The sequence below is a fragment of the Paenibacillus alba genome, from assembly GCF_013204855.1.
Lineage (GTDB): Bacteria > Bacillota > Bacilli > Paenibacillales > NBRC-103111 > Paenibacillus_E > Paenibacillus_E alba.
Map to the genome: position 1 here is coordinate 14788 of NZ_JABMKZ010000044.1, position 16184 is coordinate 30971.

General features: G+C 48.7%; 12 protein-coding genes. 8 read left to right on the top strand and 4 right to left on the bottom strand.

Translation table 11 applies throughout. The annotated features are described in order from the left end of the window. Window positions 1–138: 138 nt before the first annotated feature. The 3 genes from HQN90_RS32800 to HQN90_RS32810 all read left to right on the top strand — a co-directional run bounded on the left by HQN90_RS32800 (window position 139) and on the right by HQN90_RS32810 (window position 4535). Complete coding sequence (locus tag HQN90_RS32800) at window positions 139–1653, top strand: sugar ABC transporter ATP-binding protein (protein WP_173226918.1); 1515 nt, start codon at window positions 139–141, stop codon at window positions 1651–1653. A gap of 18 nt (window positions 1654–1671) precedes the next feature. Beyond that, window positions 1672–2703 (top strand): galactose/methyl galactoside ABC transporter permease MglC, encoded by a 1032-nt coding sequence (mglC, locus tag HQN90_RS32805; RefSeq protein ID WP_173226920.1) that lies wholly within the window; start codon window positions 1672–1674, stop codon window positions 2701–2703. A gap of 146 nt (window positions 2704–2849) precedes the next feature. Next, on the top strand, window positions 2850–4535 hold the full coding sequence (locus HQN90_RS32810; protein ID WP_173226922.1) for a methyl-accepting chemotaxis protein: 1686 nt from the start codon (window positions 2850–2852) through the stop codon (window positions 4533–4535). Between the two features lie 866 nt (window positions 4536–5401). Here HQN90_RS32810 and HQN90_RS32815 read toward each other — a convergent pair. Genes HQN90_RS32815 through HQN90_RS32830 form a run of 4 tightly spaced genes read right to left on the bottom strand, consistent with a single transcriptional unit; the run spans window position 5402 to window position 9333 of the window. Then, window positions 5402–5866 (bottom strand): RidA family protein, encoded by a 465-nt coding sequence (locus HQN90_RS32815; protein ID WP_079419366.1) that lies wholly within the window; start codon window positions 5864–5866, stop codon window positions 5402–5404. A gap of 50 nt (window positions 5867–5916) precedes the next feature. Beyond that, complete coding sequence (locus HQN90_RS32820) at window positions 5917–7521, bottom strand: N-acyl-D-amino-acid deacylase family protein (RefSeq protein ID WP_173226924.1); 1605 nt, start codon at window positions 7519–7521, stop codon at window positions 5917–5919. 22 nt (window positions 7522–7543) lie between these two features. Beyond that, on the bottom strand, window positions 7544–8677 hold the full coding sequence (locus HQN90_RS32825; RefSeq protein ID WP_173226926.1) for an alanine racemase: 1134 nt from the start codon (window positions 8675–8677) through the stop codon (window positions 7544–7546). After that, window positions 8677–9333 (bottom strand): helix-turn-helix transcriptional regulator, encoded by a 657-nt coding sequence (locus tag HQN90_RS32830; protein ID WP_173226928.1) that lies wholly within the window; start codon window positions 9331–9333, stop codon window positions 8677–8679. Before HQN90_RS32830 ends, HQN90_RS32825 begins: the two co-directional genes overlap by 1 nt. A 158-nt stretch (window positions 9334–9491) precedes the next feature. Here HQN90_RS32830 and HQN90_RS32835 point away from each other — a divergent pair, with 158 nt between their 5' ends. The 5 genes from HQN90_RS32835 (at window position 9492) to HQN90_RS32855 (ending at window position 16164) form a co-directional block, all read left to right on the top strand. After that, on the top strand, window positions 9492–11288 hold the full coding sequence (locus tag HQN90_RS32835; protein WP_173226929.1) for a histidine kinase: 1797 nt from the start codon (window positions 9492–9494) through the stop codon (window positions 11286–11288). Further along, window positions 11285–12847 (top strand): helix-turn-helix domain-containing protein, encoded by a 1563-nt coding sequence (locus HQN90_RS32840; RefSeq protein ID WP_173226931.1) that lies wholly within the window; start codon window positions 11285–11287, stop codon window positions 12845–12847. Before HQN90_RS32835 ends, HQN90_RS32840 begins: the two co-directional genes overlap by 4 nt. A 121-nt stretch (window positions 12848–12968) precedes the next feature. Then, window positions 12969–14315 carry an extracellular solute-binding protein gene (locus HQN90_RS32845; RefSeq protein WP_079419378.1) on the top strand — a complete coding sequence of 449 codons (1347 nt, stop codon included), beginning with the start codon at window positions 12969–12971 and terminating at the stop codon, window positions 14313–14315. A 72-nt stretch (window positions 14316–14387) separates the two neighbouring features. Beyond that, on the top strand, window positions 14388–15263 hold the full coding sequence (locus HQN90_RS32850; protein WP_079419380.1) for a carbohydrate ABC transporter permease: 876 nt from the start codon (window positions 14388–14390) through the stop codon (window positions 15261–15263). Window positions 15264–15291: 28 nt separating this feature from the next. Then, entirely contained in the window at window positions 15292–16164 is an 873-nt protein-coding gene (locus tag HQN90_RS32855) for a carbohydrate ABC transporter permease (protein WP_173226933.1), read from the top strand. The last annotated feature ends 20 nt before the right edge of the window (window positions 16165–16184 follow it).

Sequence of the window (16184 nt, forward strand, 5' to 3'; positions counted from 1 at the left end):
AGAGTGAAGCGGGCAAGAGCAGCAGCGTCAAGCTCTTGCCTTCCTTATTTGGAAACCCGTGCAAAGGCTAAGAGACATAAGCTTCGAAGAAAGGCTTCACTTTGTGGGGATTATCGTGAGCTGGTAGGGGGAGTTACCATGACTGCAGACTATTTACTGGAAATGAATCAAATCTCCAAAGAGTTCCCCGGCGTGAAAGCGCTGGATAACGTTACCCTCCAAGTTCGCCCAGGCAGCGTACATGCATTGATGGGAGAGAACGGGGCTGGGAAGTCGACGTTAATGAAATGTTTGTTCGGTATTTATAAACCTGATGGCGGAGAAATCAAGCTGAATGGTGAAGTTGTCTCCATTCAAAATTCGAAAGATGCGCTAGCAAACGGTATTTCCATGATTCATCAAGAGCTTCACCCGGTTCCTCATCGCAATGTGATGGAGAACATTTGGCTGGGTCGCTTCCCGCTCAAAGGTATCGGACCTTTGAAATTAGTCGATCACAAAAAGATGCGCAAAGATACAGAGAGTCTGTTCAAACAACTCCAAATGGATATTAAGCCGGATACCCTTGTGGGAACGTTATCGGTTTCCAAAGTACAATCTATTGAAATTGCTAAGGCGGTTTCCTTCAATTCGAAAGTCATTGTTATGGATGAGCCGACATCGTCGCTAACAGGCAATGAAGTTGAGCAGTTGTTTCGCATCATTCGCGATCTAAGAAGTCGTGGCGTTTCGATCATCTATATTTCACATAAAATGGAAGAAATCCTTGAAATCTCGGATGAAGTGACGATTATGCGGGATGGTACCAAAATTGGTACGTGGGCATCGGCTGACCTTACCACAGATATGATTATTTCCAAGATGGTTGGGCGTGATCTGAAAGAGCGGTTTCCAGAGCGCAGCAATGTACCCAATGGTGTATTGATGAAGGTAGAGGGACTGACTTCGGTTATTCCGAAATCGTTCAAAAATGTTTCTTTTGATCTTCGTAAAGGTGAAATATTGGGCGTTGGCGGTTTGGTTGGCGCACAGCGTACAGAGCTGATTGAAGCTTTGTTCGGAATGAGAGGCGTGGCTGCTGGCAGCATTTCGATACATGGCAAGCCTGTTAAGCTCAAGTCACCGATTGATGCTATTAAAAATAAAATTGCGCTGCTGACGGAAGAGCGTCGTGTCACCGGAATTTTCCCAGTGCTTTCCGTGCTGGAGAACACGGTTATCGCCAATTTGAACCGCTATATGAATCCGCTTGGCTTCATTAATGAAGCGAAACGTAAAGTAGAAGTGGAACGCAGTATCGAGATGCTGCGCGTCAAAACACCGAATATGCATGCATTAATTAAGAATTTGTCTGGCGGTAACCAACAAAAGGTGCTGCTCGCCAGATGGCTCCTGACGGAGCCGGATGTCCTTCTGCTCGATGAACCGACACGGGGGATCGACGTAGGGGCTAAGTTTGAGATTTACTCCATCATTGCCGATCTTGCGAAGCAGGGAAAAAGTATTATCATGATCTCTTCTGAAATGCCGGAGCTACTTGGGATGTCAGACCGAATCATGGTCATGTGCGAAGGACGCCTTACGGGGATTGTAGATGGAAAGAAAGCAACAGAAGAAGAGATCATGCGCCTTGCTGCACAGCATATGGCATAATGGAGGGGGCAAGAAACCATGAGTACTAAGACAGAAACTTTAAAATCCAGAGATATCAGTGGGTTCGTGACCAAATACGCAATCTACATCGTGCTTGTCGTGTTAGTCGTCGGAATTGCGATCTACGATCCGCGCTTTTTATCGGTGAGTATCTTAAGAGATATTTTGCTGCAGTCATCTACACGCGTCATTATCGCCTTGGGTGCTGCATTCATCTTGATTACAGGAGGAACGGATCTTTCGACTGGACGGATCGTTGGTCTGACTGCCGTTATCTCCGCTTCCATGCTGCAAACGCAAGAGTACGGTCGCCGATTCTTCCCGGATCTGCCGCATCTGCCGCTCTTGGTTCCGATTATTCTAGCAATTATCGCAGGCTTATTGGTAGGTCTCATTAACGGATTGATTGTAGCGAAATTTAAAGTTCCGCCATTCATTGCTACCCTAGGGACGATGGTTGCGGTATACGGAGCAAACTCGCTTTACTTCGATATGAAGCCGAATCAATCTCAGCCTATTGGTGGTTTGAGACCGGACTTCAGTAAGATCGGCACAGGTTCCATTGGATCAGATGCCACCTATTCGATTCCTTACATTGTCATTATTGCCATTGTTGTTGCCATTATCGTTTGGATCGTTTTCAACAAAACGAAGCTTGGGAAATACATGTACGCCATTGGCGGCAACATTCATGCGGCAACTGTTTCCGGGATCAACGTTAACCGTTACCTAATCTATATCTACTCCATTGCCGGAGCATTGTACGGATTAGCCGGGGTACTGGAAGCAGCAAGAACAGGTGGAGCCACGAACAACTACGGTAATATGTACGAGCTGGACGCCATTGCGGCTTGCGTAGTCGGCGGCGTATCCACTTCCGGTGGTATTGGTACGGTTCCGGGCGTACTTGCCGGGGTATTGATCTTCAGCGTTATCAACTATGGCTTGACGTTTATCGGGATCAGCCCATACTGGCAGTTGATTATCAAAGGTGTCATTATTGTCGCTGCGGTAGCATTCGATATGCGTAAATACATGAACTCGAAATAAGTTAATAGATCAAAGAAGTGAAGCAGGCTGTCGCAACTTAAGGACAGTCTGTTATCGCGTCAATTGTGAAAGCGGTTACCAAAATGAGGGGCGTGTTCATGATGGCTAAACAGAGGTCCACTATTTCAAAGAAAAGGATTTCAGCATTGTCTTTGAGAAGCAAAATCGTAGGATCCTTCGTTATTGTATCCTTACTCGTTGCGGTGACCAGCGGGATGTCATATGTCTATTTAAATAAAGTAGACAGCTCTTACTCTAAGCTGCTTCGTGATAATGTCTCCATTTTGCGTCATGTTTCGGAGATCAAGGAGAAAACGCAAATGCAGAACAGTATGCTGTTAGGCTATGTGCTTGATCCAACTCCGGATAAAGAGAAGCTTCTGACGGATATGAACGCAAGGCTTGCTTCGATTATCGCTCAGATGGGGGAGCTTGCCCACGATGAGGACGAGCAGGGCGCCATCCAGTCCATGATCGATTCGAATATGACCTTTGCTCGTCTGGTGAAGAAAGTCACGGAATACGCGAACAAAGGGAACGCGGCTTTAGCCAAGGCCGAAGCTGCTCAGTGGGCGATCCCAACCACGGAGACATTGACACAGGCGGCAGCGAAAATAGAAGAGCTGGAAAAAAGCATCGAGGATGAAGCAACTGTGCGCAATCATGATGTGGTTGAATCCACCGTCCGAACGCTTATTTGGGTTAGTTTGATCGCATTTCTGTTTGCTTTGGCCATGGGCTTGCTGCTTTCGCGGATGATCGTTACGCCGATGCGTGCCATGGTGCGGGCAGCGGAACGAATAGCTGCTTGTGATTTGACGGTCGGTGACATTCACGTGAAGAATCAGGATGAATTAAGAGATTTGGCTACTGCTTTTAACCAAATGAAAGTGAATTTACATAGCTTAATTAGTCAAGTAGGAGGCAGTGCCCAGCAGGTGGCTGCCGCTTCGGAAGCACTGAGCAGTAACTCCGAGCAAGTCAGCAGATCCTCAGAGCGGATCACGAATACAGTTCAGCATATCTCGATGGGGACGGATGAACAGGTAATAAGTATACATCGAGGTGTTGCGATCATGGAGGAAATGTCAGCTGCGGTTATTCAAATTGCGAGAGTAACGCAATCCGCCAATGAGCAGTCCTCACTCGCACTTCAAGAGGCGGGCGAAGGGAATGCGGCTGTGGAAACAGCGATTGCTCAGATGAATGCGATACATCAGAAGATGAGGGAGCTGGCGGACTCGGTGCAGCGGCTAGGCGAACGTTCGGAACAAATCGTTCAGGCCAACGACTTGATTGCGAACATCGCGCGACAAACGAATATGCTCGCTCTGAATGCTTCGATAGAAGCGGCTCGTGCAGGGGCCGCTGGCAAAGGTTTTGCGGTTGTGGCCGACGAGGTACGCAAGCTCTCCATGCAGACAGGAGCTGCGGCGGAAGAAGTGGCTTATCTGGTGACCAGCATTCAGGAGGAAACCAGGGAAGTCGTTAGTTCTACCGAAGCGGGCAGCCGAGAGGTAGAGACCGGTCTTGACGTTGTTGGTGTTGCGCGCGACACCTTCGCGCGGATTCGGGAAGCGATGGACGAGGTCGCCAGACAGATTTCCGAAGTCGCCGGCAGCTCGGCGTCCATTTCAGACAAAACCCGAGCTGCGGTAGACGTCATTCAAGCGATTGATCAAGTCGCAGGACAAACCGCTTCAGGAGCGCGAGACGTTTCATCCAATATCGAAGGTCAGTACGCGAGTATGGAGGAAATCGTTTCTTCCGCCACCGTGCTGAACGGCATGGCGACGGATTTGCAGACGCTTATTGGCCGATTCCGTGTGTGATTGGTATGATCGGTGAAATTCACGAGAATAAAGTTGAACCGTGGGTGGTGTGCCTGCGGTTTTTTTCGTTCAGTTAAGGCTGCGACTTGGCTGAGCAAGTGAAGTGCGAACCGTTAGCAGGTTGGTCGGAGCAGCTGAGAGGCTGAAAAACAGCCTTAAGGTGAGGGTGCGGCGGGGAAAATGTGTTGAAAGGCCGAAAAATGAGCTTAAAGTGGGAGAGTAGTTGGAAGTTTGTCTCGTGGAGCAGCTGAGAGGCTGAAAAACAGCCTTAAGGTGAGGGTGCGGCGGGGAAAATGTGTTGAAAGGCCGGAAAATGAGCTTAAAGTGGGAGAGTAGATGGAAGTGTGTCTCGTTGAGCTGCTGAGAGGCTGAAAAACAGCCTTAAGGTGAGGGTGCGGCGGGGAAAATGTGTTGAAAGGCCGGAAAATGAGCTTAAAGTGGGAGAGTAGAGTGAATGTGGTTCGTTGAGTAGCAGAGTGTGTTCCAGATAGGGTCGTATGCTTGTGAGTGCCACAAGTAGAGAGAAGAGGGAACTATAGTGCGCTATATGCCGCAATAATGCCTGTTTCTATGCTCAATGGGAACTAGGATACGCTATTTCAGTGGTTTGCTCGATTTGAAGCATGGATTTGAATAGATAGCGTATCGTAGTTCCTCTTGTGGTGGTTTTAGACGGGTTTTGTTACAAATAAGGGACTGTAGTTCCCTGTTAGCAGTGGGTTGTTGAGATTGTCTCCAAAAAAGGACCGCTCCGGCAGCATTTAATTAGCCTTGAACGAGCACGCATACACAATAAACGGAAAGAACCTGAAGCAGCCACCTCAGGTTCTTTCCAATTGCCAGTTTCCTAGTTTCCAGGTAGTTTCCTAGTCTCTCACTTCAACGATAAGCTCAATTTCAACCGGCGTATGGAACGGAAGATCGCTCGTTCCGATCGCTGAACGCGCATGCTTGCCTTGTTCACCGAAGATATCGACTAACAAATTGGACGCACCGTTGATGACATACGGTTGGTCGCCAAAGCCAGGAGCGCTGTTGACGAAGCCCAGCATTTTGACAATTTTAACAACGCGATCCAAATCGCCCAAGTAGCCTTTCATGACAGCGAGGCAGTTGATGATCGTTTGGCGGGCTGCTTCTTGTCCTTGCTCGATGGTAACTTCGCGGCCTAGTTTGCCTTCATACATAAGCTCGCCATTGATGCGGCAGTCTTGTCCGGACAAATAAATGAGATTTCCTGTTTGATTGCAAGGAATATACGTGAAACGCGGCTCTGGGGATGGGGGAAGCGTGATACCTAGCTCTTGTAAACGTTGTTCGATTTGGGACATGATGTTGACCTCCGAATGGGTTGATAGATTTTGGGTTTGCGAAAAGTTAACTAGTGTCGGCAGCAGTGCTGCGCTCGAATGAAGATCCCTTCGCGCGCATGGGTATGCTCACCGTGGGATAAGGTGATTTTTCCATTTACAACGACGTGCGGGATGCCGTCCGGGTACAGCCTAGGCTCCTCGAACGTGGCGTGATCCTGAATGGTATCAGGGTTAAAGACGGTTACATCGGCGATGTAGCCAGGAACGATAAGACCACGCATGCCCAGCTTAAAGCGCTGAACAGGGAAGGAAGTGACTTTGCGAACCGCTTGCTCCAAAGTTAGAACGCGATGCTCGCGGACAAACTTGGCGAATACACGAGGGAATGTCCCGTATAGCCGTGGATGAGGCTTGCCTGTATCGCAAGTCAGACTATCTGAAGCGATGAGTGATTTGTCGTAAGCGACTACTTGCTTCACATCATCGTCGGACATATGGAAGTAGACAATGGAGATGCGTCCTTCTTCTTCCAGCAGCAAATCCATCATGCAATCGGCAGGATGCTGCCCGCGAAGTTCACTGATTTCGGCGATATGCTTGCCTTCGAGATGACGATTTGTCTCGGTGTGCATCGCAGACAGGAATACACTTTGCCAGCCAGTCGAGCAGACGAGATTGTCCCAAGTAAGCTGTTCGTGGCTTAATTCTTCACGAATGCGGGCTCGCATAGCGGGAACGCGCAGGACCTCGAGCACCTTCTCGATCCCGCCTTCCAGTACCCACGGAGGCAGGATGGTCGTCAGGCTTGTTGACCCTGCGTTGTAGGGATACACGTCGCAGGTCACATCCATGCCGCGGGCTCGGGCATCTTCAATCAGCTCCAAGGCATCGACAATTTGTCCCCAGTTGCGCTTGCCGGCAGCTTTGAGATGGCTGATATGGAGGGAAACGCCAGCTCTCTCAGCAATCCAAATCACTTCCTGAACGGAAGGCAGCAGATTGTTGCCTTCTCCGCGAATATGCGTGGAGAAAAGACCGTTGTAGGCAGGAAGCACGGAGCACAACTCAGCAATTTCTTCTTTGCTCGTGTAGCTGCCAGGGGCATAAAGCAGACCGATGGACAAGCCGATCGCTCCGGCTTTCAAGCCCTCTTCAAGGATTTGCTTCATCATCGCAATTTCCTGCGAAGTTGCGGGCCGATTGGCAAAGCCCATTACGGCGATGCGCAGAGCGCCATGGGCTACATAGGTCGCCATATGCTCGGAAGGGCGGGAGCCTGCCACAGCGTCGATATACTGTGCGACAGTTTCCCAAGGCCAAGCCCATTTGGTTTGGCCAAGTACAGGCTGGACATAGCTTTGCAGCAGTTCCGCTTGGGTGGGAACGAAAGGCGCTGGCGCCAAGCCGCAATTGCCGACAACCTCTGTCGTGACCCCTTGGCGCATCTTGATTTCACTGTGCGGATAATCGAAGATCATCAAATCGGAGTGACAGTGCCCATCAATAAAGCCGGGCGCAATGACTTGCTGCTGCACATCAATGACATGCGCAGCTTCCTCATGAATCTGGCCAACAGCCACAATTTTATTGCCTTGGATGGCGACATCGCCGGCAAACCATGGATTGCCGGTACCATCGACAATCCGTCCATTTTTCAAGATAAGATCCAACATCCTGACGACACCTCCTGATTGATTACTCTAGCATTCCGCGAGCAAGCACTGGCACACGTTCATAGGTATGACCGCGTTGTATAACAACTTGATTGTGCAGGTTAACGGTGCTGCAAATATGATTAGGGATGATGCGCAGCTTATCGCCGACTTGCAAGATAGCTGTTTGCGCCAGCGGTCCCAGTTCAATCATGCCGTGTTCTTCCGATAACCGAACGAGATACGCATCTTCAAGGTTCATGATATGGCCAAAGCCGCGAAGCTGAAGGGGGTCTGTACCTGGCTGCACATCGGTAGCGAATGTTTTGCTGCCGCCGTCGACGATGATAAGATCAGCGGAAGGGCGGCTGACGATCGTGACGAGCACACTGCCTGCGCAATCCTCGATGTCGCAAATACCTAGACGTGCCTGCATCCGATCGTGGAACACATAGGTGCCCGGACGAACCTCTGTCACGCCTTCAACGGCAGCTGCGGAGATGGCTGTCGGTGTAGAACCGACGCTAACATCAACGATGGCGATGCCCTCGGCACGAAGACGCTCGGCCAGCTGCACCATCAGCGTGCCTTCTTCTTGACCGGCCGCCGCTACGTCAAGCGTAGCCTTGCCAGCATGGAACGAGCCGCGGAACGTGTAGATCCCGGTTAGCCGCAAGTGCGGCATACGGGCGATTTGCGCCGCAAGTGCAGAAGCCTGCTCATAGGGCACACCGGTTCTGCGAAAGCCGGTGTCGATTTCTAAACGAACTTGCAGCGAGTGTCCGTGCTCAGCTGCGATCTGCTCCAGCTGCTGTGCGCCAGCCAAGCTGTCGACGCCGACAATCAGCTCGATTTGCTCGCTTAGGCGGACCGCTCTTTCAATTTTGCTAGGTGTCACGATGGGGTAGGCGACGAAAATATTGGTAATGCCACCAGCTGCCATAACCTCAGCTTCGGAAATTTTGGCAACCGTGATGCCGACAGCGCCTGCTTCTATTTGTTGACGTGCAATTGCTGGCATCTTATGGGTTTTGGCATGCGGACGTAGTTTCACGTGATGCTGCTTAATGGCATCAGCCATCACTTGGATGTTGCGATCGACAAGCGCGGAATCAATGATTACGCACGGTGTTTCCAAGGTTTCCAGTGTTTCGTTGGCTTTTAAGGTTTCTGTCATCACGCTTCACTCTCTTTCGCGGCGCTTTTGCCTTCTTCTAAATGGCTATAAAGGGTATACTTTGAAATATTCAGATAGGCGCAAATTTTCTCTCCGCCTTTTTTGATCAGAAATGCGCCTTTGGCATCCAGCAGCTGAATCATGCGCATCTTGTCTTCTTTGGTCATCACGGCTACAGGCTTGCCGACTTGCTCTTGAGCTTCTTGAATAAGGGCATCCAGCAAATCGCTGACGCTCGTGACGAAGGATTCCTTTACTTCCGTTTGCTGCCCTGGATTAATGAGCGTTTGCAAAGTTCTGTCTGCAATCATAAGCTCGGTAATATCAAAGTTAATGCATAGCGAACCGATGATGTGTCCTGCTTTATTTTTCATATACATCGAGCTTGAACGCAGGATGCGTCCGTCCTTCGTCTGTGTTAAATAGTTGTATTTGTTGCCATTCACGTGATTGCCTCGCAGCAGCTCAAGTCCCAGGTTCGTACCGGGGTCTCCGACCTTGCGTCCCGTAATATGGCCGTTCGCAATGGCGACGATGGAACTTTCGTAAGATCCGGTCAAATCATGGAGCACGACTTCACAGTTGTCTCCGAATTGAGCGGCAAGCCCTGTCACCAAATCGGTTAAAAAGCCAAATTCATCTTGAATGGATTCCACCCGTTATCCCCCTTTAAAGGTCATTCTGAGCAAAATAGTAACACAAACGCGACGAATGTCAAACAAAAAGTTTGTTGAACTAAAAAAAAGTATGATTTTTAGTTTGGGCTCTGGTACTATGTAAAAAAGATGTTGGAATTGTAAAGGAGAGATCCCCCGTGAAACGCTGGTTTGCCAAATCACTGAAACGTAAGCTGTCTTTGCTCATTTTATTCGCAGTGGTGCTCCCGCTGCTTTCTATGGGGATTGTTTCTTATCAAATCGCAACATCCGTGACCGAGGATAAAGCGAAGCAAGCAGGGATGAACACTTTAAAGCAGATGACGGACAAGCTTGATTTTGTCATTCAGGACGTTGAAAATATGTCGATTTTTCTGATTGGGCAAAGAGACATTCAAGCCTATTTGAATAGTAAAGAAGGCGATGTCAACAGTTACTCACAAATCGTCGGCACGCTTTGGAATCTGTCGTATTCCAAGAAGTACATTTTGAATATTACGATTACGCCAAGCAACAGCAATCCTGTTCTTTTTACAACAACCATTACGAATTCCGGCTTACAGCCGCTTTTGCAGCAATATGAATCCGTATACAATTCAGCAACGAAGTGGTGGTCGCCGCTTTATGAGATTCAGACGTCGGACGGTCCCAAGAAAGTTATTTCCCTTGTTAGGCCGATTCGTGATGTCAGCACATTTAAGACATTGGGCACTTTAACCGTTTCGCTGGATCAGGCAGAAATTGAGCGTTATTTGACGGATGCCGGCTGGGAAAGCAGTGGCTTTGTGCTTTTGCTGGATCAGTATAACCGGATCATTGCCGGTGGCGATCCCAGTTGGCTGGCGCGAACCTTTGCCGAGATTTTTCCGAATTTGGGAAAACTGGAGCGTACAAGCGGTGTGCTGAATGTGGAGAACATGGAGCAGCCGCATACGGTTTTGTACAATCAGATTCCTCGATTAGGCTGGACGTTGATTGGTTTCATTCCTACTGAAATTTACCAGAAACAGAATGGGTATGTGTTGACAGTAACGGCCGTTACGATTGTTGTCGCGCTGCTTTTGGCCATGGGGCTGGTTCTGTATTTCTTGCAATGGGTGACCAAGCCTTTGACCAAATTGACCAAATATCTGAAGGATTTGAACCCGGAAGAGACGATTCCCACCTATGAGGTGAAAAGTGTCGACGAAGTCGGGCTGCTCGTTCACAGCTACAACAAGCTCAGTGAGCGGATCAGCAGGCTGAAGGATCAGGTGCAGCTGAACGAAGCGATGAAAAAAGAGGCGGATATATTGGCGCTGCAGGCTCAGATTAATCCCCACTTTCTCTATAACACGCTTTCCTCGATCCATTGGATTGCCTTGATGAACAAGGATCGTCAGATCGCGGATATGGTAGGAGCGTTAAGTGATTTCTTGCGGTTTAGTTTAAATAAAGGGGAAGAGTTTTGCTCGGTTCAGCAGGAAATTTCGCATGCTCAAAACTATGCGTATATTCAGGCGATCCGCTTTCCCGATCAATTTGAAATTGAATTTTTTATGGATCCGAAGATGGTTCAAACCTCGATGTTAAAGCTGCTGCTTCAGCCTTTGATCGAAAATAGTCTGATCCACGGTATTCAGAAGAAGAAAGCCAAGGGTCATATCTATGTGCATGGCGAGCTGCGCGATAACCAAATGAAATTCGTTGTGGAAGATACGGGAATCGGCATGGAAGAAGCGAAGCTCCGCGACATTCAGGGACAAGTTATGCAGGCGAATCATCAACTGGGTGTACGCAATGAAACGGTCAAAGATTTGAAGACCGTCGTTACAAGCTATGGGCTCATCAATGTTCACCGAAGATTATTATTGCATTATGGTGCAGGCTCGGGGTTAGTGGTTGAGAGTACGCTGGGCGTCGGGACGAGAATTTCATTTTCAATTCCGCTGGAGAAGGGAGAGATAGGGCAATGAGAATCTTGATTGTGGATGACGAGGTTATTATTCGGACCGGACTCTGTACCGTCATTGACTGGAAGGAGCTTGGACTTGAACTGCTTCCGGCCGCTTCATCAGCGGAGGAGGCTCTGGTGCGTATTCCTGTGGAGAAGCCGCATATTGTTTTAACGGATATTCGCATGTCTGGGATGGATGGCATCGAGCTTGCCCGTGAGGTGAAGCTGCTGCTGCCGGATACGGAAATCGTGATTCTGACGGGTTACGATGATTTTAGCTATGCCCAACAGGCTCTGCGCGAAGGTGTCACCGATTACTTATTGAAGACGAGTCGCCCGGAGGAAATTATTAAGGCTGCGCTAAAGTGCAAGCAGAACATTATGGATAAATGGGAGTCCTCGAAGCAAGATATGCTTCAACAGGCTGCGCTTCGCAGTCAGCTGCTAGACCGGGTGCTAAATCGCGGCTTGCAGGAGGATGAGCATGCCCTAGACCAACTGCAGGTGTGGTTTCGCAAATATGGCGTAGACGTGTATCCGGATTCGGGCTTGCCTGCACCTATGCAGGTGCTTCTTGTGTTCGTTTCCGGATGGGGGGAATCGCCGATCATGGAGCTGCTGCAAGGTGCGGCGGAGAATATTCTCTTCGAGCTGCTCCCTTGCGTCACCCTGATGAATAAGGATCATTTGCTCCTTGTTGTTCGTCATGAAGCCGGATTCACCGATCAAGCTGGGCTGACTAAGGCATTAAAGAGGGTCACGGATACGCTCAAATGCTCTGCATTCGCAGCGCTGGGCACGGTAGCGCCGGATTTCGACGGACTTCGGGAATCGTACCGAACGGCGAAGGAGGTTTTTGCTTATCAAGGGCTGATCGGATCGCAGGGTTTGTTTACGATGGAAGATATTCGTGAGCGCAGCGGAGGCCGGACGGTTTGTACAGAGAAGGAAGAGGCCGAGCTTACGGCTATCTTAATGAGCGACAATGCAACAGAGCTGCGGCACTGGGTGAACCAGAAGGTGCGCGCTTTGATGGAGGATACAGCGGCTACGCCGATTTCTGTTCAAGGCTACTTGCAATCGATGATGATTGCCGGGCATCGCTGGCTGGAGCGCGCCAGTTCGACTCAAAATGGGCCAGCTTCCTTAAGCACGCTGCCTGTTTACGAGGGAGAAGGTCGTCCGGAAGATGAAGTCTTCAAGGTGCTTTCTGCTGTGATGACTCGTTTCCATCAAGGTTTGGATCAAAACCGGTATGCCTATGTCTATAAATCTATTGCTTACATAAGGGATAATCTGCATCAGCCGATATCGCTTCAACAGGTCGCCGGCTTTGTCCACGTCAATCCCAATCATTTCAGTGAGGTCTTCAAGCGGGAGACTGGCTGTACGTATATTGAATTCGTTACACAGGAACGGATGAAACGCGCCATAGATATCCTGCAAGGGACTCAAACCAAGGTGAGCGATATTGCCAGAAGAGTCGGCTATGAGGATATCAAATACTTTACACAGCAGTTCAAAAAGTACACCGGGAGAACGCCCTCCGAATTTCGGCAGGGAATAAAGACTGAATAATGTCCCCCTTCGCGCCGAAGTCTCTCCCGTACCGCCTCCTGAGAATGTCCACTATACTCAAGTTGTAGAGAGGAAACGCGAAAAGTGATGTTTCCACAAAACCTATAGGGAGGTCAAACGAATGAAAAAGTCATTGATCATGACACTTGCAGCTACGATGTCGTTAGCTTTGTTAGCTGGTTGTGGCGCAAGTGGAACAACAGAAGGGGCTAAGGGAAGCGCGGCTCCTAAATCGACAGATACAGGCAAACCTGCAGAGAAAATTAAATTATCGCTTTGGCACAACTATACAGGCGAGGATCTCCGTGCCAAAAAGATGCGCGAATACATGGAGAAGTTCAAGAAAGATCATCCGAATGTGGAATTGGATATACAAGGTATTCCGCCCGATGGCTACCGTGCCAGATTGAAAACAGTTGCTGCTGCGAATGAAATGCCAGATCTGTTCGTCATGCAGCCAGGTGTGTTGACGAAGGAGCTAGTTGCCGGCGGCTTGATTCAACCGGTCAATGAACTGCTGGATAGCAAGCCAGAGTGGAAAAATGGTTTCATGCCTGGTTCGTTTAATGATTTCACAATCGATGGCAAAATCTACAGCGCACCTATGGCATTATCACCAACTTCTATTCTTTTCTACAACAAAGAAATATTTAACAAATATAATGTACAGCCGCCTAAGACATGGGACGATCTCATGAAGCTGGTGGAGACGTTCAAAAAGAATAATCTTACGCCAATCGCACTTGGCAACAAAGCAGCTTGGGTTGCGCAGTCCAGCATTCTAAGTTCGCTTGCTGACCGTGTAACGGGGACAGAGTGGTTCTTGAAAGCGGTAGATCAGAACGGAGCGAAATTCACAGATCCTGAATTCGTTCAAGCTTTGACGTATCTCCAACAATTGGGCAAGGCCGGTGCTTTCCAAGAAGGCTTCAACAGCATCGACAATACACAAATGGAACAAATGTTTGCTCAAGGCAAATCTGCTATGATGATCGACGGTGGGTGGGCACTTCCCAATCTGGCGGCGAATACGTCGAAAGAAGCGCTTGCGAACATGGCGGTTACGGTACTGCCGTCAGTGCCTAACGGCAAAGGCGACCCTAACTCACTTTCAGGCGTCGTAGGAACAGGGATTGGCCTAAGCAAGAAAGTTGCTGGCGCACAGAAAGCGACAGCCTATGAACTGATTTATGCTTTATCAGGCCCAGATGCCCAAAAAGCCATCTTAGAGAGCAATCAACTCGTGAGCTACAAGGTTGATCTCGACACAACGAAAGTATCCTCCTTGTTCGTTGAAGTGTACAAATTGATGGGAACTGTCAAAAGAACACCGGTTTACGATGGCAATCTTAGCTCCTCAGGCGCTGACGTTGTAAACAATGGTCTTCAAGAGCTCCTCATGGGCGGCAAGCCCGAGGATATTGCTAAGAAAATTCAAGACGCGCAAGCTAAAGCCGTCGGTAAATAAGGTACGGCACCAGGACTCCAGCCAATGCCCGGCTGGAGCCTTTTTTCAAAAAAGACAAGAAGGAGGTTCATTATGACTGCATCTGCAAGAATCAGAGGATTCATTACCATAGGGCTCCTCCCGGCCTTAGTCCTATATTTGTTTTTTGTGATTGTGCCGATTTTTTGGTCGGCCTACTACGGATTTTTCGACTGGAAAGGGATCGGGGCCGCCAAGTTTATCGGATTTGACAACTATGCGGAAGTTATTAAAGATCCAATCTTCTGGAAATCTTTCAAAAACAACATGCTCGTCGTAGCAGCATCCGTTTTTGGGCAGGTTCCCATTGCCATGATTCTAGCGCTTCTTCTGATGCGCAGCACCTTTTTTCAACGTGCTATCCGTGCTTCTGTTTTTATGCCGATGGTCCTGTCTTCGGTTGTTGTCGGGATTATCTGGGGCTATATCTACCACCCGCAAATTGGTATTTTGAACTTTATGCTTGAGGGTATTGGACTTGACAGTTGGAAAAAAGCTTGGCTCTCGGATCCGAAAGTATCGATGTACGCGCTGATGGTGCCGATCATCTGGAATTATATTGGTCCTTACATGATTATGTTCATTGCGGCTCTACAAAATATTTCACCTGAAATTGAAGATGCCGCCCAGCTCGATGGCGTAGGCCCGGTTCGCAAATTGTTTGCCGTCACGCTGCCGATGATCTGGGATACCGTGAAAGTCTCTGTCGTCCTCTGTATCTCCGGAAGCTTGAAGGCCTTCGACCTTATCTATGTGATGACGGGCGGGGGACCTGCCCATTCGACGGAATTGCTTGCTTCTTATATGTACAATAGCACGTTCAACGTCTACCGCTTTGGTTTCGGCAGCGCCATTTCAACAGCTATCATTATTCTTAGCTTGATTTTGATTGTCGGAAGCCAATATCTCATGAAAAAAGATTATCGATAGAAAGAAAATGCTTTAGGGAGGGACATCTATGGCGCAGGTTGTATCGACGCAGACGGGATTTCCCGCTGGAGGCAAGAAGCGAAAAGCATGGCTGCAAGGTTTCATTAATGTATGCCTAACCGTATACGGGCTTGTCACCCTATATCCATTATTTTGGTTGTTTATTAGTGCGTTTAAATCGAATGAAGAGTTTTATTCGCGGCCCTTTTTATTGCCGACTGTGTGGAAATGGGACAATATTGTTCGCGCCTGGAAAGTATCGGGGATGGGGCTTTCACTTTGGAATTCAACCGTCGTTACGGTAGCTTCCTTGCTGCTCACGTTAGTCATTGGGGCACTGGCTGCTTTTGTATTATCGCGGTTTACGTTTAAATTAAAACCATTTTTCATGGGCTTATTTCTATTAGGCATGCTAATTCCTATCCACAGTACACTAGTTCCTTTATTCATTATTATGAAAAAAGTAAATCTGCTGAATACGTACGGAGCACTCATTCTCCCTTATGTGGCTTTTGAGCTGCCGCTGGCTATTTTCGTCATCGCTGCTTACTTGGTTACAATTCCCAAAGAAATTGAAGAAGCCGCATTGATTGACGGAACAGGCTATTGGGGGATTTTCTTCCGCATGATGCTTCCGCTTAGTATGCCGGCGCTGTCTACGGTTGCGATTCTGGCGTTTCTGCGCTTCTGGAATGATTTTGCGTTCGCGCTTGTTTTTATAAGCAAGCCTGCACTCAAGACGGTTCCTCTGAGCTTATCCGCATTCGCGACGGGATATATGACAGATTATGAATTAACGATGGCTGCATTAGCGATTGCCGTATTGCCAACCATTATCGTTTTCTTGCTGTTCCAGGAACAGATCATGAAAGGCATGACGGCTGGCGCTGTTAAAGGATAAGAGACAGATTTCGGAGGAAA

What these genes read in the sequence shown, in the direction of transcription:
- mglC (WP_173226920.1), top strand. Translation starts at nt 1,672, where the DNA reads ATGAGTACTAAGACAGAAACTTTAAAATCCAGAGATATCAGTGGGTTC.
- HQN90_RS32820 (WP_173226924.1), bottom strand. Translation starts at nt 7,521, where the DNA reads ATGTTGGATCTTATCTTGAAAAATGGACGGATTGTCGATGGTACCGGC.
- HQN90_RS32825 (WP_173226926.1), bottom strand. Translation starts at nt 8,677, where the DNA reads ATGACAGAAACCTTAAAAGCCAACGAAACACTGGAAACCTTGGAAACA.
- HQN90_RS32850 (WP_079419380.1), top strand. Translation starts at nt 14,388, where the DNA reads ATGACTGCATCTGCAAGAATCAGAGGATTCATTACCATAGGGCTCCTC.
- HQN90_RS32840 (WP_173226931.1), top strand. Translation starts at nt 11,285, where the DNA reads ATGAGAATCTTGATTGTGGATGACGAGGTTATTATTCGGACCGGACTC.
- HQN90_RS32800 (WP_173226918.1), top strand. Translation starts at nt 139, where the DNA reads ATGACTGCAGACTATTTACTGGAAATGAATCAAATCTCCAAAGAGTTC.
- HQN90_RS32855 (WP_173226933.1), top strand. Translation starts at nt 15,292, where the DNA reads ATGGCGCAGGTTGTATCGACGCAGACGGGATTTCCCGCTGGAGGCAAG.
- HQN90_RS32815 (WP_079419366.1), bottom strand. Translation starts at nt 5,866, where the DNA reads ATGTCCCAAATCGAACAACGTTTACAAGAGCTAGGTATCACGCTTCCC.
- HQN90_RS32845 (WP_079419378.1), top strand. Translation starts at nt 12,969, where the DNA reads ATGAAAAAGTCATTGATCATGACACTTGCAGCTACGATGTCGTTAGCT.